17 protein-coding genes and 1 pseudogene are annotated in these 18,487 nt (G+C 69.9%); 9 read left to right on the top strand and 9 right to left on the bottom strand.

The window, feature by feature from the left end:
* Positions 1-61 precede the first annotated feature (61 nt).
* Both B4N89_RS21765 and B4N89_RS21760 read left to right on the top strand, forming a co-directional pair.
* The gene (locus tag B4N89_RS21765; RefSeq protein WP_235618724.1) at positions 62-325 is read left to right on the top strand and encodes a hypothetical protein; all 264 of its coding nucleotides are present in this window, start codon (positions 62-64) and stop codon (positions 323-325) included.
* Between the two features lie 150 nt (positions 326-475).
* A complete protein-coding gene (locus B4N89_RS21760) occupies positions 476-1,162 on the top strand; it encodes a DUF4191 domain-containing protein (protein ID WP_078977506.1) in 687 nt (228 codons plus the stop codon).
* Positions 1,163-1,296: 134 nt separating this feature from the next.
* Here B4N89_RS21760 and B4N89_RS21755 read toward each other — a convergent pair whose 3' ends face one another.
* On the bottom strand, positions 1,297-1,833 hold the full coding sequence (locus B4N89_RS21755; protein WP_078977505.1) for an RDD family protein: 537 nt from the start codon (positions 1,831-1,833) through the stop codon (positions 1,297-1,299).
* A 169-nt stretch (positions 1,834-2,002) separates the two neighbouring features.
* On the opposite strand from B4N89_RS21755, the gene glnA reads away from it, so the two are divergent.
* Positions 2,003-3,412, top strand: coding sequence for a type I glutamate--ammonia ligase (gene glnA / locus B4N89_RS21750; RefSeq protein WP_078979523.1), 1,410 nt, complete (start codon positions 2,003-2,005; stop codon positions 3,410-3,412).
* 204 nt (positions 3,413-3,616) lie between these two features.
* Here the strand turns inward: glnA and B4N89_RS53385 are convergent.
* Together B4N89_RS53385 and B4N89_RS21740 are read right to left on the bottom strand one after the other, a co-directional pair.
* Positions 3,617-4,342, bottom strand: a pseudogene (locus B4N89_RS53385) (tyrosine-type recombinase/integrase); the annotation flags it as partial.
* A gap of 382 nt (positions 4,343-4,724) precedes the next feature.
* The gene (locus tag B4N89_RS21740) at positions 4,725-5,258 is read right to left on the bottom strand and encodes a helix-turn-helix domain-containing protein (protein WP_078977504.1); all 534 of its coding nucleotides are present in this window, start codon (positions 5,256-5,258) and stop codon (positions 4,725-4,727) included.
* A 337-nt stretch (positions 5,259-5,595) separates the two neighbouring features.
* Here B4N89_RS21740 and B4N89_RS21735 point away from each other — a divergent pair, with 337 nt between their 5' ends.
* From B4N89_RS21735 to B4N89_RS21715, 5 genes are all read left to right on the top strand, one after another.
* Positions 5,596-5,796, top strand: coding sequence for a helix-turn-helix transcriptional regulator (locus B4N89_RS21735; RefSeq protein WP_078977503.1), 201 nt, complete (start codon positions 5,596-5,598; stop codon positions 5,794-5,796).
* Between the two features lie 328 nt (positions 5,797-6,124).
* Positions 6,125-7,228, top strand: coding sequence for a DUF3631 domain-containing protein (locus B4N89_RS21730; RefSeq protein ID WP_078979522.1), 1,104 nt, complete (start codon positions 6,125-6,127; stop codon positions 7,226-7,228).
* Between the two features lie 517 nt (positions 7,229-7,745).
* Complete coding sequence (locus tag B4N89_RS21725) at positions 7,746-8,546, top strand: DUF2637 domain-containing protein (protein WP_078977502.1); 801 nt, start codon at positions 7,746-7,748, stop codon at positions 8,544-8,546.
* Positions 8,547-8,618: 72 nt separating this feature from the next.
* The gene (locus tag B4N89_RS53380) at positions 8,619-9,284 is read left to right on the top strand and encodes a MobC family plasmid mobilization relaxosome protein (RefSeq protein ID WP_078977501.1); all 666 of its coding nucleotides are present in this window, start codon (positions 8,619-8,621) and stop codon (positions 9,282-9,284) included.
* Entirely contained in the window at positions 9,284-11,026 is a 1,743-nt protein-coding gene (locus tag B4N89_RS21715; protein ID WP_078977500.1) for a relaxase/mobilization nuclease domain-containing protein, read from the top strand. The genes B4N89_RS53380 and B4N89_RS21715 overlap by 1 nt, the downstream gene beginning before the upstream one ends.
* 1,406 nt (positions 11,027-12,432) lie before the next feature.
* Here the strand turns inward: B4N89_RS21715 and B4N89_RS21710 are convergent.
* Both B4N89_RS21710 and B4N89_RS21705 read right to left on the bottom strand, forming a co-directional pair.
* Positions 12,433-12,906, bottom strand: coding sequence for an NUDIX domain-containing protein (locus B4N89_RS21710; protein WP_078977499.1), 474 nt, complete (start codon positions 12,904-12,906; stop codon positions 12,433-12,435).
* 89 nt (positions 12,907-12,995) lie between these two features.
* Entirely contained in the window at positions 12,996-13,913 is a 918-nt protein-coding gene (locus B4N89_RS21705) for an FkbM family methyltransferase (protein WP_078977498.1), read from the bottom strand.
* 103 nt (positions 13,914-14,016) lie between these two features.
* On the opposite strand from B4N89_RS21705, the gene B4N89_RS21700 reads away from it, so the two are divergent.
* The gene (locus tag B4N89_RS21700) at positions 14,017-14,517 is read left to right on the top strand and encodes an AAA family ATPase (protein WP_201260880.1); all 501 of its coding nucleotides are present in this window, start codon (positions 14,017-14,019) and stop codon (positions 14,515-14,517) included.
* Here B4N89_RS21700 and B4N89_RS21695 read toward each other — a convergent pair.
* From B4N89_RS21695 to B4N89_RS21680, 4 genes are read right to left on the bottom strand one after another with little or no spacing between them, the layout of a single operon-like run.
* A complete protein-coding gene (locus B4N89_RS21695; protein ID WP_078977496.1) occupies positions 14,475-15,365 on the bottom strand; it encodes a hypothetical protein in 891 nt (296 codons plus the stop codon). The genes B4N89_RS21700 and B4N89_RS21695 overlap by 43 nt on opposite strands.
* Positions 15,362-16,597 (bottom strand): hypothetical protein, encoded by a 1,236-nt coding sequence (locus B4N89_RS21690; protein WP_078977495.1) that lies wholly within the window; start codon positions 16,595-16,597, stop codon positions 15,362-15,364. Before B4N89_RS21690 ends, B4N89_RS21695 begins: the two co-directional genes overlap by 4 nt.
* Positions 16,594-17,298, bottom strand: coding sequence for a hypothetical protein (locus tag B4N89_RS21685; protein WP_078977494.1), 705 nt, complete (start codon positions 17,296-17,298; stop codon positions 16,594-16,596). Before B4N89_RS21685 ends, B4N89_RS21690 begins: the two co-directional genes overlap by 4 nt.
* Positions 17,295-18,452: a glycosyltransferase gene (locus tag B4N89_RS21680; protein WP_078977493.1), complete on the bottom strand. Its 1,158-nt coding sequence runs from the start codon at positions 18,450-18,452 to the stop codon at positions 17,295-17,297. Before B4N89_RS21680 ends, B4N89_RS21685 begins: the two co-directional genes overlap by 4 nt.
* Between the last annotated feature and the right edge of the window lie 35 nt (positions 18,453-18,487).

Genomic DNA, 18,487 nt, shown 5'->3' with positions numbered 1-18,487 from the left:
TGCGAGAGTCGGCCGCGATGCGGCGGAACCTCGCATCGAGCACAGCTAGGGGGACGACCTCATGCAAGACATGCAGCAGGACAACGCCTCGGTGCTGCGCGGCGCGTTCGATCGCGGCCTCGCCGCACGTCGGGCCACCGTCGGCCGGGTCTTCCGGGCCGTCGAGACCGTCCTGATGTTCGAGGGTGGTCAGCGCACCGCCCGCCGCAACGCGTGGGCCGCCGTGTGCGCCGACCGCAGCCGTGCCCGGGCCCGCGCCGAGGCCTCCGACATCCTGGCCCGCCTCGCCCCGGTCAATCCCGCACCGCGCACCGGCTCGCACTAGGACCGCGGGAGCCGCCGGCCTGCGGTTCGGCCGTCCTCCGGGATGGATTTCCCGCCGGACGGCCGGATCGCCGCGCCTTGGGCGGGAAGGTTGCGACAAGCCGGCGCCAGGCATTGTCCCCGGTGGACGGCACGCCAGTATCCTTTTCACATGGCGAGCAAGGAACCATCCGAGAAGAGCGGCCGGCTGAAGCAGATCCGGCTCGCCTACCAGCAGACGAAGAAGGCCGATCCGTGGGTCGGCTTGATTGTGGCGGCCTGGGGCCTGGGCGTATTCGCAGTACTCCTGGCCATCGGCTTCTGGTGGGGACATCCGATCTACCTGGGCATCTTCGGTGCCCTCGTGGGTCTGCTCGCGGCGGCCTTCATCTTCGGACGCAGGGCCGAGAAGTCGGTGCTCGGCCAGATGGAGGGCCAGCCCGGCGCCGCGTTGGCGGTCATGCAGTCACTCAAGCGTGGCTGGGTCGTGACCCCCACCGTGGCCATCACCCGCAACCAGGATGTCGTACACCGCGCCGTGGGTCGCCCCGGCATCATCCTGGTGGGCGAGGGTCAGACGGGTCGCGTGACGCGACTGTTGGCCGATGAGAAGAAGCGCATGTCCCGACTGGCGGCGAACACCACGGTGCACACGATCATCGTCGGCAACGACGAGGGTCAGGTCCCGCTGCTCAAGCTCCAGCGGCACATCATGAAGCTGACCCCGACCATGGCCAAGCCCGAGGTCGCGCAGGTCAACGACCGGCTGCGGGCGGTCGGCGACCTGATGAAGAACATGCCGGTGCCCAAGGGCCCGATGCCGAAGGGCGCGCGCATGCCGCGCGGCCCGCGCGGCTGACCCAACCCGGCGCCGCGCCCCTGCGGCACCCGCGCCCTGTCCCCCGTCCCCCGTTCGACGCGAGAGCGGCGGCGATCCGAACCCGGATCGCCGCCGCTCTCCTGCGTTTCGGAGCACGGATGTCGCAGAAGGGCCTAGGCCCGGACCACCGCCGTGCCGACCGCCTTGTCGTGGAAGCCGCGCCCGTCCCGGTCGTAGATGGCCGGCGGAATCACCAGGCACAACAGGAACGTGCGCACCACGACCGCGAGCGGCAGCAGCGAGCCGCGGGTGACAGAGACCACCCGGATGCCCATGATCCGCTTGCCGAGGGTCCAGCCGAGGGTGCTCACCAGGAGCAGGTTCTCCACGGCGAACACGCCGAGCGTGCCCCAGCTGGTGCCGATGGCGTTGAGCTTGCCGCCGCCCAGGAAGGACAGCGCGATGACGTAGCAGATGCCCCAGTCGATGACCAGGGCGAGGAGCCGGCGGCCGGTCGGCGCCAGGGAATTGGGTCCGTCCTCGGGCAGCCCGAGACGCTTGCCGCGGTAGGCGAATTCGTCGTCCGCCGCCCCGGAGGCCTGGGTCCGCGATGCGCTCGTGTTCTCGTCCACCCCTCCAAAGTAGACGAGCCGGGCCGATTCACCCGCCTCGGGGTGGGCGTACCGGCGGCCGATCACGGGCACACGCATCCAGGCAAACCGGTTAGACCGTACGGGTGGGTGCGTAACATCCCGGAAACACGAGGGACACCGACGGGAAACCGCTCGCGCCTACCTTCATGGCCTAGTGGCCACCGGGGAGGAGGCCGCTCCCCGCGAACGCAACTACCCGCGCCTGGCGCCGGGTCGAGGAGGATTGATGTTCAACAACGCCGAAGAGGTGTCGCGATACATCGCCGACAACGACGTCAAGTTCGTCGACGTTCGTTTTTGCGACCTGCCTGGCGTGATGCAGCACTTCACGGTTCCGGCGAGGACGTTCGACCCGAGTGAGACGCTGGCCTTCGACGGATCCTCGATCCGCGGCTTCCAGGCGATCCACGAGTCGGACATGGCGCTTCGCCCGGACCTGTCCACGGCGCGCCTCGACCCGTTCCGCAAGGACAAGACGCTCAACATCAACTTCTTCATCCACGACCCGCTGACGGATGAGGAGTACAGCCGCGACCCGCGCAACGTCGCGAAGAAGGCCGAGCGCTACCTCGCCGGCACCGGCATCGCCGACACGGCGTACTTCGGCCCCGAGGCCGAGTTCTACGTGTTCGACAGCGTGCGCTTCGCGACCGGCGCGAACGAGTCCTTCTACCACATCGACTCCGAGGCGGGCGCCTGGAACACCGGCGCGGAGGAGAACAACCGCGGCTACAAGGTCCGCTACAAGGGCGGCTACTTCCCGACCCCGCCGGTCGACCACTTCGCCGACCTGCGTGCGGAGATCTCCCTGGAGCTGGAGGCGGCGGGCCTGGAAATCGAGCGCCAGCACCACGAGGTGGGCACCGCCGGCCAGGCCGAGATCAACTACAAGTTCAACACGCTGCTCGCGGCGGCCGACGACCTGATGCTGTTCAAGTACATCGTCAAGAACGTCGCGTGGCGCAACGGCAAGACCGCGACCTTCATGCCGAAGCCGATCTTCGGCGACAACGGCTCGGGCATGCACTGCCACATGTCGCTGTGGGCCGACGGCTCGCCGCTGTTCTACGACGAGCAGGGCTACGCGGGGCTGTCCGACACCGCCCGCTACTTCATCGGCGGCCTGCTCAAGCACGCCCCGTCGCTGCTGGCCTTCACCAACCCGACGGTGAACTCGTACCACCGCCTGGTCCCGGGCTTCGAGGCGCCGGTCAACCTGGTCTACTCGCAGCGCAACCGCTCGGCCTGCATCCGCATCCCGATCACGGGCAGCAACCCGAAGGCCAAGCGCGTCGAGTTCCGCGTCCCGGACCCGTCGGCCAACCCGTACCTGGCCTTTGCCGCCCAGCTGATGGCCGGCCTCGACGGCGTCAAGAACAAGATCGAGCCGCTGGAGCCGGTCGACAAGGACCTGTACGAACTGGCCCCCGACGAGCACCAGGCCGTCCCCCAGGTCCCCGGCACCCTCGCCGAGGTCCTCGACGCCCTGGAGGCCGACCACGACTACCTCCTCGAAGGCGGCGTCTTCACCCAGGACCTGATCGACACCTGGATCGAATACAAGCGCACCAAGGAGATCGACCCGGTCCGCCTGCGCCCCCACCCCCACGAGTTCGAGCTCTACTTCGACATCTAAGCCGAAACAGCGCCGCCGCGCGGGTTCACCCTCCAGGCAGCCCGAGAGGGCACAACGAGGGCACTCCCCCCGAAGAACAAGGCCGTCGACCGCTGCTTCAAGAGCGCGGTCGACGGCCTTCTTCGTGCGCTCTTCGCTCGCGGGCATGAGGTGGGTGTAGATCCGGAGGGTGAAGCCGGGGTCGGCATGTCCGAGGTACTCGGCGAGCGCCCGGATGTTCTCACCCGCGTCGAGCACGACGCTCGCGTAGTGGTGCCGGAGCGCGTGCATCCCCTCGCTGCGGGACTCCGCGTACAGCTCGCCCTCGTCCGGCGTCTCGATGACGCCGGCCTTGGCGAGCGCGGGCTTCCAGATGTTCGGGTTGAAGTAGTTGCGGTTGATCGCCTTGGTCTCGCGACCGGTGAAGATGAGTTTCACGGTGGTGGGCTTGCCGTCGACATCGGCCCACGGGAGGGTCACGTCACGAGCGGGGCGCGCCTCCAGGTGAGCGAGGATCGCTTGCAGCACCTTGGGCGGCAGCGGAACGTCGCGCACCTTTCCGCCCTTGGGCAGGGCGAAAACCATCTTGCTGCCGATCAGCTTGACCTGGCGGCGCACACGGATGTAGCCGCGAGCCTGGTCGATGTCCTTCTCGGCCAAGCCGAAGATCTCGCCCTGTCGAAGCCCGCAGCCGGCCCCGATGACGGCCGTGCAGGCGTAGGCGGTGGGAAGTGCCCCGACGACGGCCAGGACGCGCTGTGAGGACCACGGTTCGATCGGGGGCTTGGTGCTCTTGGGTAGGCGGATGGAACCGGCGCTGCACGGGTTCTTGGCGATGACACCGTCATCCACGGCAGCGACGAGGATGGCCGAGAGGTTCGCGAAGATGACACGGATGTAGGACGAGGCGAGGCCGGCCTTCTCCCGGTCTCGGATCCAGGTCTGGAGCATGGACGGCCGCAGCGCGCGCAGCTGGTGGTGGCCGAGGTGCGGCAGGACGTGCAGCCGTATACGGAGTTCGACGGCCACGTACGTCCCGGGGTCACCGGTGAGCGAGGCGAGGCGCTTCGTGGCGAACGCCGCCAACGTGACCTTGCCAGCGCTCGGGTCGAGGTAGGTGCCCTCGTTGAGGTCGTTGTCAACCTTGGTCGCGCGGGCGTCGGCATCGACCCGGCGGTCGAAGTTCTCCTTGCACTGCTTGCCGGCGGCGTCCCGCCAACGGGCCTGCCAGCGCTTGCCCTTGCCGTGATCGGCGGACGGCACCTTACCCTTGTGCTCGCGGCATTCCTTCTCGTCCGCCTTCGGGCGGGACTTGTGCCAGCGGTCGTACACGTCAGCCATTCCGGAGTACCTCCGTGAGGTTGTCGAGGAGAGCCAGCAGTTCCTGCTTGGTGAGATGCGCGAGGGGATCGGGCCGGTCGCCCGCATCGGTGTCGGCGGCCCCGGTGACCAGGTGATCGGCGCGGCGCCCCAACGGGCGGGCGCGACGGGCGTGCGCGAGGGCGCCGCCGTCGACCTCCGGGAGCCGGACCAACGGTCTTTTGCCGTCGGCCCATTCCCATGCTTCGGCCGTGGTGACGCTTCCTCCGCCGGTGACGCGGGTGGGGGAGCCGTCGGCCACCGGAGGCAGCAGGAGCGTGGTGGGGGCAACGCTCAGCGCGACGGCCAACGCGACGAGGTCGTCGGTGTCCACGCGCCGCTCCGCGCGCTCGATCTTGCTGATCGCGGTGAACGCCGTCGGCCGCCCCAGATCCGTCAGGCGTTCGGCCAGCGCGCGTTGGCTGAGTCCGGCGGCCACCCGCAGGCGTTCGACATTGTGGGCGACCATCACGCCGGTCGGCCCGATCTCCACTACCCGTGTTCCCATGATGGGGATGTTGATCCCGGTCCGCCGAATTGTCAAACAGCAATACGTTTCCCGTGCCGGTTCGTGGCGCCCGGTGTTATCCAGCCCCGGGAAGTGTCGGAAAATCCGCGCGAGGGCCGAATAATCCGGCAGAGCCTGGTCTCGTCCGCGCTCATCCGGATGACATATACGCAGTCCACAGCCGTTTACCGCGTAAAACGATGCACGATTTTGCGGCGTCGCGGGTTGGGTCCACAATTCCTGGACTACTCGGGGACTTCTCGGCTAGCTTCGTCGTCCGCCCACCCGGGGCCGATAAATCAGCGGAGGCAACATAGCTCGTGACAACGTCACCAAGATGACCAGAGCACGGGACACCCGCAAGCTCGCGTCCGCCGAGGAACTCGCCGACCATCTCGGCGTCCCGCTGGCCACGCTGTACGCGTGGAACCACCGCGGGCTCGGGCCGGCGAGCATCAAGGTCGGCCGGCACCTGCGCTACCGCTGGTCGGAGGTGGAGGCGTGGCTCGACAGCCGGACCACCGAACGCGCCGCCTGAGCGCACAGCAGAAAGCCCCCGACGCTGTGAACGTCGAGGGCTTCAGGATCCACACCGGATACGCCCACTCCTGAACGATCACTATGCGGTGGCGGCGGGCCTTGCCGGGCTCGTCGCCACCGGGTGAGGAGAATCTGTGCCCCACACTACGACGCCGCGTCCTCCGACGCCAAGCGCGTCGTCGACCGACGAGCGCCCGCCGCGCTACGCGGATTGGCCTCCGGTCCGAACCCCCGGCCGACCGCCCGCAGCCGAGCCGGGCCCGGCGGCCGACGCGTCGGTGCCCGACGATGCGGACGGCCCGCGCCCGCCGGTCGCCCTGCCGGACATGCCCGCGACCGAGGGCGACGCCCTCCTGAACGAACTGCGTGCCGCGATCGCGCGATACGTGATCCTGCCCCACGGCGCGGCCTTGGACGCGGTGACCCTGTGGACGGCGCCGACCCACCTGCAGCCGGTGTTGCAGCACGCGCCGCGCCTGGCGGTGGTGGCTCCGGCGAAGCGGTGCGGGAAGTCCCGGCTCCTGGACGTCCTGCACGAGACGGTGCACGACCCGTGCATCACGGTGAACGCGACCCCGGCGGCGATCTTCCGCTCGATCACGGACGAGCCGCCGACCCTGCTGGTCGACGAGGCCGACACGCTGTTCGGCAGCGCGAAGGTCGCGGAGAAGAACGAGGAGATGCGCGGTCTCCTCAACGCCGGCCACCAGCGCAACCGCTACACGCTGCGGGTGGTGGGCAACGACCACAAGCCGCACCGCTTCAACACGTTCGCCATGGCGGCGATAGCCGGGATCGGTGACCTCCCCGACACGATCATGGACCGGGCGGTGGTGATCCGCATGCGCCGCAAGGTCAAGGGGGAACGGGCGGCGCCCTTCCGGACCCGCCGTGACCAGCCGGGGCTCAACGAACTGCGCGACCGGCTCGCGGCGTGGCTGCGTTCGGTGGCCGATGTCGCCGCCGATGCGGAGCCCGAGATGCCGGTCGAGGACCGGGCGGCCGACACGTGGGAGCCCCTGGTCGTGGTCGCGGACCTCGCCGGCGGGTCCTGGCCCAGGGCGGCGCGGGTGGCTTGCGCGGAGATGACCGCCGCCGAGGAGGCGAACGACGACCAGGGCGGCCTGAGTATCCGCCTGCTCTCGGACTGTCGGCGGGTGTTCGCAGGGCTCAACGACATCGCGGCGCTGTCCACGGCGCAACTCCTGAGCGCGCTACGCGACGACGTCGAGGCCCCTTGGGCCGATCACGGCGCCGGCGGACTGACCCCGCGCGCGCTGGGGATCCACCTCAAGGACTACGGGATCTCCTCGTCCAACATCCGCTTCCCCGACGGCAACCAGCGCAAGGGCTTCACCCGCAGCCAGTTCGTCGACGCCTGGCACCGCTACTGCCCCGAGCCCGACCCGGAGCCGCCCCGGCAGCCCTGACGAGGCCGCAACCCGTCCCATCCGTCCCACTCGTCCCCGCGCAGGTCGGCGCGGGGACGAGTCCCGGCCCGGGACGAGTCGACCCGTCCCGGGCACGCCCAGCGAGATGCCCGACTGTTCCCTTTGGGAACGGCAGCTTTGTTCACTCGGGGAACGCCCGCTCTGTTCACTCAGGAAACGAGAGGACCGTCCACTCGGTGGACGCTCGCCTTGTCCACTCAGGAAACCGACCTCGGCTGTGACCGCCGTGCGCGCCTTCGCGACGCTCCGCCCGCAGGTAGGCCGGGACGAGACCGGATCGGGCCGCTACCGATCCCACTCGTCCCAACCGTCCCCGCGCAGGTCGGCGCGCCGATGAACGTCGACGCGGAACGAGTCGACCCGTCCCACACCTGCGACCCGTACCGCGCTGACCAGCGATGCAACGGGTGGGACGAGTGCAACGGCACCGCGCCCGACCCTCGCCCAAACCCTTGCCCACCCCACCCACGCCCCTCAAGGAGCGACCCTGACCACCATCACCGACACCACTACCGGTCCCGCCCGGGCAACGGCCTGGGACCGTGCGGCGATCGCCGGGCTCGGTCTCGCCGGATTCGCCCTCTCCTACGACGCGCTGCGGCAGATGGCCGTGGCCGTCCACGTGCGCGGCGCGCTGAGCTTCCTGTTCCCGCTGCTGATCGACGGGTTCATCGCCTACGGCATCCGCGCGCTCCTGGTCCTGCGGACCGCGCCGCCGGCCGCCCGGGTGTACGTGTGGCTGCTGTTCGGGTCGGCGACCGGCGCGAGCATCTGGGCCAACGCCCTGCACGCCGTCCGCATCAACCAGCAGACCGACCCGGGAGATAATCCCGGGCTGCGGTTGGGCGACACCACCGTTGGTGTGCTGTCGACGCTCGCGCCGCTCGCCCTCGCCGGGGCGGTCCACCTGTACATCCTCATCGCCCGCCAACCGGCCACCGCCACCGTCGCGACCGACCGGCGGATCGCGCCCGGACACCCGTCCCGGACCGGCGACCCGGTGACTGACCGACTGCCCACAGCGACGGTGACCGGGGACGCCGAGCAGAGCGAACTCGCCCTCGCCGGACCGGAGGCGACCGTGTTCGCCGCCGAGCCGGACCCCGTCACGGCCGAGGACGACCTTTTGCCGGCCGCCCGCCGGGCTGTCGCGGACGGAGGCCGGATCACCCGGGCAATCGTGGCCAACGCCCTGCGCGACCAAGGCCACCGTGTCTCCAACGAGCGTCTCACCGACCTGATGCGGACCCTGCGCGACGAGGCCGACGCCGCCTCGAAGGCGCCCGCCCACAGCTGATCACCCGTCACCGATCCACACCCGCCCGGGCGTTCCGGGCGGGTGACTCTTCCGCAGTCAGGAGCCGGAAGCATGAGCGACGAACTCCCCTTCTCCACAAGGCAGGTTCCTCCTCGACGGGGCGAGCAAGGTGGTGTTCCGGAGGCCCCAGGGGGCCTTTCCGGAACAGTGGCCCCGCCCGAGGGGCGGGGCGACGCCGTCCGGTCTTCGCACGAGGGCGCGCGAGGACCGGACGGGAACTCGCCGCCGGGGGTCGTCGAGGGGGAAGCCGCCGGCGCACGGCGGGGCCGGACCGCCCGCAAAGCACCGCCACGCCCCGCCCGACGCCTGCCCGACACCCAGACCCGCACCGGCGCCGGCAACCGGCGCGAACTCACCATGAAGGCCCGGGTCCACCCGGACGAGAAACGACGCATCGAGGACGCCGCCGCACGGGCGAACATGCGCCCCTCCGGGTTCCTCGCCGAGGCCGCCCTCGCCGCCGCGGCCGGTGAGGACTTCACCCGCGACACCCAACTCCACGACACCGGCCTGCAGGTGTCCGCCGCGCGGACCGAGGTGGGCCGGGTGGGCACCAACCTCAACCAGATCGCCCGGGCCCTGAACATCGACCGTCTCGCCGGCAAACCCACCGACGACGACCTGCTCGCCCACCTGCGGACCGTCCTGACCGAGGTGTCCGGGTCGCTCCAACGACTCGACCTCGCGGTCGAGGACATGGTCGAACGAGGGCGCTGATGTACCCGCGCGTGCACAAGCGTCACAGCCGCGTCGTCGGTCTGCTCCACTACCTGTACGGGCCGGGCAAGACCGCCGAGGCGCACACCGACCCGCACATCGTCGCCTCCTTCGACGACTTCACCCCGGACCCCGGACGCGACCCCACCGTGACCCCGGGCCGACTCGCCAGGATCCTCGACGTGCCCGTCAAGCAGGCCGGCGACCGCGCGCCGAACCGGCACGTGTGGCACCTGTCGATCCGCGCCGCCCCCGAGGACCGCCACCTCACCGACGACGAATGGGCCCACATCGCACGCCGCGTCCTGGCCGCCACCGGCATCGACCCCCACGGCGACCAGAACGGCTGCCGCTGGGTCGCCGTACGCCACGCCGACGACCACATCCACATCGCCGCCACCCTCGTCAACGCCGACCTCACCCCCGTCCACCCCTACCGCGACGGCACCAAGGCCCAGACCGAATGCCGCCGCATCGAGAAGGAACTCGGCCTACGACGCATCGCACCCGGCGACGGCACCGCAGCCAAACCCGCCACCGCCCCGGAGGTCCACAAGGCCCAACGCGCCCAACGCACCACCACACCCCGCGACGAACTCCGCACCCGGGTACGCACCGCCATCGCCTACGCCGCCGACCCGCCCACGTTCCTGCGAGCCCTCCGCGACCTCGGAGTGGACGTGCACACCAGGGAAGGCCCCTCCGGCGACACCCTCGGCTACAAGGTCGCCCTCCCCGGCGACACCAACGCGTCCGGCGAACAAATCTGGTTCGCCGGACGCACCCTCGCACCCGACCTGTCCTGGCCCCGCATCCTCGAACGCCTCACCACACCCACCCGCAGAGCGGAAGCCCCCGCCGGACGACCCGACCTCGCCGCCACCGACCCGTGGGATCGCACAGCCGCCCATCTCGACCAACTCGCCCCGTTCCTACAGGAGACCGACGGCACGGGCACGAGCGGAAGCCGCGTCCCAGATCCCGTCGTCGCCGGGCACATCGCCGCCGTCGGGCACCTCCTCGACGCCCTGCCCCCGGCCACCGCGCCGATCGCCGGCACGGACCGCCGCGCCCTGGCCGCCGCGGCCAAGGCATACGAACGAGCGTCCCGCTCCCGCATCAAGGCCGCCCACCGCCAGGCCGACGCGCTGCGCTCCACCGTGCGCGAACTCGCCCACCACGCAACCGGAACCGGCGACGGAGCCCTCGCCGACATCGTCGCCTCGTCGATCCTGGTCGTCGTCGCGATCAGCCGCTGGTACGCCGCCCGCGACCTCGGCCAACAGGCCCGCGCCGCCGCACGGACGGCCGAGCATCTGCGCGCCGCGTACCGAACCATCGCCCCACCGGCACTCGCCCGCCTCACCCCGGACAGCCCCAGCCCCGACACCACCGCGCGATACGCCGACCACGCGCGCACCGTCCTCGGGCCCCGCGCCGACACCATCACCACCGACCCCGCCTGGCCCGCCCTCACTGCCGCACTCCACCACGCCGCCGGCCAAGGCCACCCACCCCTACAACTCCTCCACCAGGCCGTCGCCCAACGCGAACTCGACACCGCCGACAACCCCACCGAAGTCCTCACCTGGCGCATCCAACGCCTCGCCCGCCAAATCCCCTACAACCCCCGCACCGCCGCTGCCCGCACTCGAACCAGCCGCCACACCCGCCCGGCCACAACGACCCCGCCGGCCCTCACACGGGCAACCGCCCGGGACACCACACATCACTCACGCTGACCGGAGCACTCACCGACCCTGCGACCCGCGCGAACACACCCGCTGGGCTTGATCCGGTTTGACATACACCCTGTTTGAGGGGTTTCGGCCTCTCGAGGAGGTTATCCATCCAACCGGAGCAAGCCCACTTGAAGTCCGATGCCAGCAGAGGGCAGCTCGACAGCCTCACCGTTATCCACAGGCGGACCCGTAGCCGAGGCCACGCCGAGTAGGGTCGACGCGTGGCCACTCCCCTGTTCCCTGATACCACCCTGCACGACTGAGCTTCCCCCGATGTGCGGGAGGTACTGATTAGCTGGTCAGGGCCGGTGTGCAGAGCAGCTCTTCTCTGCGGCCATAAATGCCCGCCTGCCTTACCTCAGGGACCTCGGCCTTCCTGGCTGAGCCGGGCGGCGTCCACCGTACGTCTGGTCAACGATCGCGAGCCGCTGTCCGCGGTTTGAGGCTGAACCTACGGTGGACGCCTCTGTTTTCCGACCACAGCGGCATGCCGGAACGCAGCAGCGTCCACCCGTAGTATCGGCTTGGCATAAGCTCCCCTACGTTGAGCTGGCCCAGAAGACGCATAAGTTCCAGCGCTGTGGATCGACGTTCTTCCTGCCTCCTATGCACATCATCCTCGAAACCAAGACCGCGGGCCGTAGTGTCCTCGGCATCGAGTCTGGCCTGCTGATCCCTCCTCCTCTTGTTGGCTCGCGCCCGAATTATTTCGGGCGTATCCCCCGTGCCTGGTAGTCGGGCCGAAATGCTCAGCTCACTCTGCTCTGCGAATGCCGGCAGGCTCGCACGCCGTTGCCGCAGTTCAGTCATGTGCCGCTCGCTGGCCAGATAGCCGACCATGGGGGAGGGACAGAGGAACACCTGAAGGCGCCCATGACGCCCGAACTCGCAGTGCGCATAGTCGACAGCCTGCCCAGCCCACGCATGGTAAGACCCTAGATTCATTTCCTCCACGGGGCGCTTGAACTCCACCCCGAACGCCGGGTTCGTCGAACCAGGGCTCGGGATCACGTGGAACTAGAATCGCATCGATTCTCACGGGCTCGCGCCCCCGGTACAGTCCAGGCACTTGCTCCTGGATGTGGAACCACTTTTCGAGCACACCCAGGACGTGTGTGCTGAGTTCCCGCTCGGTCTTGAAGGCTTCGGCCTTCGGGAATATCCAGTCCCCTGCGTAGTTCAGCATCGCGCCTCCTAGCAGCCGACCTGCCCTCGATGCTGCCCTGTCTGACTTCTCCGCAAGAGACTGATACAAGCCAAGATCAGGCCGGGTGCCGCCCAGCACCGGAGCTCATCGAGGTCGGCACCTCCTCCACCGAGCCCCTCCCCCTCGCCGCCGTGAGGGCCAGTTCTCCCTACCACTCGTCGGCGTCTCCGTACCTTCCGGGACACGTTCCGCAGGATGTTCAGTGCGAGACCGACCATCCGTAGCGGGAGAAGGAGGGACCTCCGCCGTGGTAGGCGACCAGCGCCTGCGCGGAGGTCGGGAACGCGGGCTCCGGTAGCCGGTCCGCAGTGACCCACTGGGCAGCCAGGTGCTTGTCCGGCTCGGTGTTGGTCAGTTCACCGGCCCACGTGTCGGCGGCGAAGACAAACAGGATGAACTGCCCGGCCTGGTCCCAGCCTTGCTCGACGTGGATCACGTGGACGAGTACGAGATCTGCCGGATCGACGAGCAGGCCGGTCTCCTCTTCGAGTTCGCGAACGGCGGCCACGTCGAGGGCTTCGCCGGGCTCGGCCTTGCCGCCCGGGACGGTCCACGCCGGCTGCGGGGACCAGTTTCGGGCGGCGTAGTGCACGGCGGCGATCCTGTCGGTGTCCTTGTCATGGACGATCACGCAGACCGAGTTGCGGCTGTTCATCATGCTGCCGTTCGTCACAGTGCCCACTCCTCGTCATAGCGCCAGGGCTGTCAACGGCGAGGTGGGCGGCTCAGGCCGCCCCCGCTGCCGGGGTGTGTGGGTCCGGTTCAGCGTCCGGGTGCGAGGCGGTCGGCGTCGGTACGGGAGAAGACCATGTCGGTCATATGTTCCGGGGTTCCGATGCACCTGACGGGCGCCTGTGGTCGGCGTATGGCCCGGGGGTAGGTGGCAGGGTCGTAGTCGTTGGTGAGCGTGTAGGCGTGGAAGCCGTGCTCGCGCAGGTTGTCGATGATGCCAGCGGTGCTCTCGCCCTGCTTGGCCAGGAACCTGGGGGTGACTTCCACGACCAGTTCCGCGTCCTCGCGCAGGTACGGGAGCGCGGGCAGCAGTCCCCTGACCGCCGCCGCCTCGGCGCCCTCGACGTCGATCTTGATGACGCGGGCGGTGGAGAGCTCGGCCTGGCTGAGCAGTTCCGGGAGCCGCGCGGTCGGCACCTTGAAGGTCGTGTGGACGTGGCGGGGTCGGATGGCGGTGGTGTGGCCGAGGTTGGCCGGATCCTCCAGGTAGAGGACCAGCGTGCCGATGGTGTCGGAGGCGGCCGAACGGACGGTGCGGATGTTGGTGCGGTGGTTGGTGGTGGCCGCGGTGGTGAGGTCGTCGTGGAACTGCGGGGTGGGCTCGATGGCGACGACGCGGCCGGTAGGTCCGACCGCGTGGGAGGCCAGGAGGCTGAACACGCCACGGTGGGCACCGACGTCGACGAAGGTATCCCCCGGCCGCAGGCGGTCGCGCAGGAAGGCGCTCAGGTTCGGCTCCCACTCACCGAAGAGGTACTGGTAGCGCTGAATGACGTCGCTCGTGGTGACGGTGACCAGGTCACCCGAGCGCAACCGGGCAGTGGTGTGGAGGGGATGGGTTCGAAGGTGATCGTCGAGGAAGCGGTCGACGAGCGGACCCTTGACGATTGTTCCGGGCGCGTGGCGGACGTAGGCCCGCAACAGGCGAGCGAGGGTGAAGGCGGGCACGTGTGTCTCCTTGAGGTGGCAGCGGATAGGGATCGCGGTTCCCGGAATTGGCCGTGGTGGCAGACTTGCCGGTGAACGCCGGTAGCGGTGAAGGGAGTCGTCGGTGGCCGAGAGTTCTCCAGTGGTGTTCTTGCTGGTGGGGCTCACCGGTTCGGGAAAGACGACCTACGCTCGGCGGAAGCTGGAGCCGCAGGGCGCGGTGCGGCTTTCGGTGGACGAGGTCGTCCACGAGCGGCACGGTCGGTACGGCGTCGACTACCCGGAGCACACCTACTTCGAGAAGGAGGCCCCGGTCGTCGCCGAGTTGCACTCACGGCTGGTCGAGCTGGTCTCCGAGGGCCGGGATGTGGTCTGGGACCACGGGCTGTGGCCGCGCAAGGACCGCGATGCGATGAAGAAGCTGGTGGAGTCGGCTGGCGGGCGCTGGCGGCTGCTCTACTTCCCCGTCGATCGGGACGAGCTGCTGCGCAGGCTGGCTGAGCGCAACCGGAGAGGGACCGCAAACTCGCTGATCGTGACCCCTGAGGCTCTGGACGACTTCTTCGCGCGGTTCGAGGTGCCTCAGAACGAGGGCGAGAAGATCGTGGAGCCGGGCCGGCTCTGACGGGGCGGGCGCCAAGCGGTGTGGATCCGGGCGGCTTCGGTGGCCCAGTCATCGGGCATGCGGTCGAGGGTGACGTGGCGGAACCCGAGGCGGGGGTCGGAGACGTCGATGCGGTTGTTGTGGCGGTCGATGTGCTGAAGCAGGCGGGTGGCCTCGCTGCGGACGGCCGGGGTGTGCTCGGTCCAGGCGCCGCTGGTGAAGTGGTCGACGCGGCGACGCAGGTCGTCCACGACGCCGGAGCGCCATTTGAAGTGGTGGACGCACGCGAGTGTGTGGGGGTCGGGCTTGCGGCCGGAGGCGCGGTGGTTGCCGGAAGCGACGGCGGCGTCCGAGAGTGCGAGAACGATCTTGCGGGGGTCGCCGTGCAGGAGGCGGTGGGTGAGGTGGCCGCCGAGAGGGAAGGTGCGGTCGAGTCCGTCCTCGGGGCGCCAGAGGGCGAGGCGGCCGTCGGCGCTGACGCGGTCGAGCATCAGCCCGCCCACCACGGCTCGGCCGTTCTCCTCGGCCGCCTCGGTGACCTCGACGAGCGGGGCAGGGTGGGTGTGGAGCTCGTCGGAATCGGCGAGCAGGTGCCAACCGGGGCCAGCCTGTTCACGCAGCGCGTCGCGCAGTTTGGAGTTGATTTGCTCGTGCCATGGACCCATGCTGACCTGGCCGGTGGGCAGGCCGAGTTCCCGGGCGGTGGCCAGCAGCTGGTGGCGCCCGGCATCGGGGACGTGCTGGGGGAAGTGGAAGGCGAGGTGGAAGCGCTCGACGCCGAGCCGGCGGTAGTGGGCGGTCCACACGGTCAGCAGGGCCGGTTCGACCGGGCCGACCACAGCAACCAAGGCGGGGGAGGCGGGCGTCATCGGTACTCCTTGACCAGGTCGGTATAGGTGTCGGTGAGGTAGACGGCCTGTTCGCGGGCCGGGAGCATGTCCACCACTGCGGGGGCCTGCGGCCCCGGTCGGACAGGCGGCGCGGCCTGCAGCCGGTCGAGGGTCATGGCGAGGGCGTCCGGGTCGCCGGCCGTGAAGAGCCGGGCCCAGGGTTGTCCGGCCAGCCGCTCGGTCAGGTCCGGGTCGTGGTCGGAGACGATCAGCGGCACCCCGAGCCGGGCGGCGTCCATGACCAGTCCGGACTCCTTACCCGTCCCGGGACGCCGGGCCACCAACGCGGCATCGGCGGCGGCGTAGACGAGTCGTAGGACGTCCTCGCCGACCGGGCCGGGCACGATGTGGACTCGGACGAGGGGTAGGCGCTGCCAGCGTTCGAGCACCGTGGCGTCCAGCGGAGTTCCGCAGACGAGGACGTGCAGCGGCTCGGTGACGCGGGCCAGAGCCGCATCGACGGTGGTGATGTCCTTGTACGGCCACCAGCCGCCGATCAGGCACACGGCCGTCGCTCCGGCAGGGATGGTGAAGGCGGATCGGGCGCCCTCACCTTCGGCCTCGGTCAGGCGCCGGCCGTCGTCGACCGCGAACGCCCGTACCCGTCCGGGCAGGTGGGGGAAGCTCCGCCGGAGCCGATCGCGGACTGCGGTGGTCGGGTACAGCGCGACCACGCGTTTCTCGCCCCGGCCTGCCAGCCGACCCAACAGGCGGAGCGGTCGGTCCTCAGTGGTGACGAGCTCGTGGATGAACCGCAGATGTCGGCCACCGCCGAGCAGGGCGGCAGCATCGTGCAGGGCCTCGCTCGCACTGAGGATCACCACCGCTCCGGGCTGCGGGGCGAGACGACGGGCAGTGCGAAGGCACGCCGCCTCGGTCAGACAGCGAGCGATCAGGGTGATCTGGTGCGGTAACCGACGCAAGCTCACCGGCCGGCTGCGCGAGGCGAAGAGCCGCTGACCGACAGCCGAGACGCGTGCCGCCGCTCGCGCACCGGCCAGCAGCGTTTTCGCCGTCGGACCCATGGGGCCTGTGGTGATGCGGGCGCCGGCACGCCGCAGCGGACCGAGGCCGTCTGCGATCCCCTCCGGGGTGATGACCAGGGCACCCGGGCACGCGGCGGCGAGTGCGATCAGCGTGCGCTGGTGGTGCCCGCCACCTCGGTGGGCGTACGGCTCGATCAGGACCAGCGGCCCGGAGTGGGTACTCATCCGGCGATCGCCTGCTCACCGTGCAGCGTGGTGAAGTACCGGTGCAGCCAGGTCGGGTCGTTGAGCGCCTCGAACCGCTCGGGGTCGCGGGCTGCCGAATGGGCGAAGTCGCACCCGTCGCGGGCACCGGCCGCCGCGTAGTGCGCGAAGTCGCCGTCCTTGCTCGTTGTCCAGGCCATGATGCGTTCCTGGGCCGAGGTGTCGGTCATGCCGTACTCGCTGCCGCGCGCGAGCATCGCGCACTCGCGGAAGCCTGCCTTCCAGGCGTGGAACGGGGTCTGGTTGAACAGCGTGGTGCCGGCGGTGTGCTCGCTGAACTCGACGCGTCCGGGCAGCGCGGCCAGCACGTCGACCGCCTGACCCATCTCGCGCAGCGCACCGGTGCGAATCAGCTTGAGACCGCCGTAGCCGTAGGTGAGGCCGTTGACCGGGTTGACGGCCCGCCAGACCCGCATGGACACACCGTTCGCCAGCGGCTCCACCTCGGCGGCGGGGAACGCGTGGTCGATGGCGAAGTCACCGTCTGCGAGGAAGAACTGGTCGGTGTCGACCAGTTCGGCGGTCAGCCGGTAGGCGCGGCGCATCCCGCGTACCCCGTGTAGACGCTTGACGTTGTCGCCCAGCACCCGAGCCAAGCGGGTGTGCAGGGAGTCGGCCAGGGGCTCGTCGTAGGAGAGTTGGACCGCGTCGAAGCCGCTCACTTGATCGCCTCCAGGTAGCGGGCGGCCACCGCGGCGGGCGCGAGATCGGCGGTGGAGGCGTGTGCCCGCTTGGCGTGCAGCCGGTAGAACTCCGGGTCTGTGGCGAGGCGGTTGGCGATCCCGACGGCTTGGTCGTCGGTGTCGAACAGCAGCTCGGGGTCGATGTGCTCGGCCGGCCAGCCGGTGCGTGGGCCGATCACGGGCAGGCCCATCGCCTGGCAGTCGATCACCGACATGGACCAGGGGCAGCCGGGCCGAAACGGCGCGATGCCGAAGTGGGCTTCGGCCAGCAGGTTGCGGTAGCGGATGCGGTCGCCGCGGTCGGAGGCGATCGCCACACCGTCGACGGCGGCCAGCTCTCCCAAGTGCTGCTCGGGGCTTGGGTCCAAGCGGACGCGCTCGGGGCTGCGGGTGCCGAACAGGTCCATCACCGTGAGCCGCACCGGGGCCTCGGCGACGAGCCGGCGAGCGAGCCGGGTGAAGCGGGAGGTGCCGTAGTGGGCGTACAGACGGTGGTTGTAGATGCCGGTGGCCTGCCCTGCCGGCGGGGTGATGTCGGCTGGGTCGCGCACCAGGCGCACGTCCCTGGGAGCGGGCACCACGTGCAACTTCTCGCCGAGGAGTTCCACGCCGGTGCGGGCGGCAGCCGCGCTGGTCCAGGAGGCCGCGGTGGAGGAGTGGACCAGGACGCGGTCGCAGGCCGCCAGGCCCGCGGCGAAGGCCAGCAGCACACTGCGGCCCAACCCGCCGTCGTCCATCGCCGGGTCCAGCTCCAGCTTGCCGGTGTCGGTGAAGGAGAACGGCAGGTAGTGGCAGTAGCCGGCGATCCGCGCGTCCACGCCGGCCTCCAGCAGGGCGGCCCGGATCGCCGGTGCGGCCTCGATCTGGTTGGCCACGACGACGTCGGGCCGGTGGTGCCGGAACAGCCGCACCATCGCACCCATGCCCGGGTTGAAGCGGGCCCGGTACTTGGTGGACGGCGAAGCCGTCCGGGTGAAGTGCACACGCTCGTCACCGGCCGGGACCGGGGACGCCACGATCACCTCCACCCCGGCATCCACCAGGGCCGGAGCCAGCAGGTCGGCAAAGGTGAAGCCGGAATCGGCGGTCAAGCGGCCGGCGTTGGAGACGTTGAGCAGGTAGAGCAGGCGCATCGCGTGCGACCCTCCTTCTCGGAGCCCGGGGCTCG

The organism is Embleya scabrispora (genome assembly GCF_002024165.1).
Classification (GTDB): domain Bacteria; phylum Actinomycetota; class Actinomycetes; order Streptomycetales; family Streptomycetaceae; genus Embleya; species Embleya scabrispora_A.
This window is presented reverse-complemented; position numbering and strand designations above follow the sequence as displayed.

Excerpts from the sequence above, each read along its gene's own strand:
- B4N89_RS21765 (WP_235618724.1), top strand. The coding sequence starts at position 62 with ATGCAAGACATGCAGCAGGACAACGCCTCGGTGCTGCGCGGCGCGTTC.
- B4N89_RS21760 (WP_078977506.1), top strand. The coding sequence starts at position 476 with ATGGCGAGCAAGGAACCATCCGAGAAGAGCGGCCGGCTGAAGCAGATC.
- B4N89_RS21755 (WP_078977505.1), bottom strand. The coding sequence starts at position 1,833 with ATGCGTGTGCCCGTGATCGGCCGCCGGTACGCCCACCCCGAGGCGGGT.
- glnA (WP_078979523.1), top strand. The coding sequence starts at position 2,003 with ATGTTCAACAACGCCGAAGAGGTGTCGCGATACATCGCCGACAACGAC.
- B4N89_RS21740 (WP_078977504.1), bottom strand. The coding sequence starts at position 5,258 with ATGGGAACACGGGTAGTGGAGATCGGGCCGACCGGCGTGATGGTCGCC.
- B4N89_RS21735 (WP_078977503.1), top strand. The coding sequence starts at position 5,596 with ATGACCAGAGCACGGGACACCCGCAAGCTCGCGTCCGCCGAGGAACTC.
- B4N89_RS21730 (WP_078979522.1), top strand. The coding sequence starts at position 6,125 with ATGCCCGCGACCGAGGGCGACGCCCTCCTGAACGAACTGCGTGCCGCG.
- B4N89_RS53380 (WP_078977501.1), top strand. The coding sequence starts at position 8,619 with ATGAGCGACGAACTCCCCTTCTCCACAAGGCAGGTTCCTCCTCGACGG.
- B4N89_RS21715 (WP_078977500.1), top strand. The coding sequence starts at position 9,284 with ATGTACCCGCGCGTGCACAAGCGTCACAGCCGCGTCGTCGGTCTGCTC.
- B4N89_RS21695 (WP_078977496.1), bottom strand. The coding sequence starts at position 15,365 with ATGACGCCCGCCTCCCCCGCCTTGGTTGCTGTGGTCGGCCCGGTCGAA.
- B4N89_RS21690 (WP_078977495.1), bottom strand. The coding sequence starts at position 16,597 with ATGAGTACCCACTCCGGGCCGCTGGTCCTGATCGAGCCGTACGCCCAC.
- B4N89_RS21680 (WP_078977493.1), bottom strand. The coding sequence starts at position 18,452 with ATGCGCCTGCTCTACCTGCTCAACGTCTCCAACGCCGGCCGCTTGACC.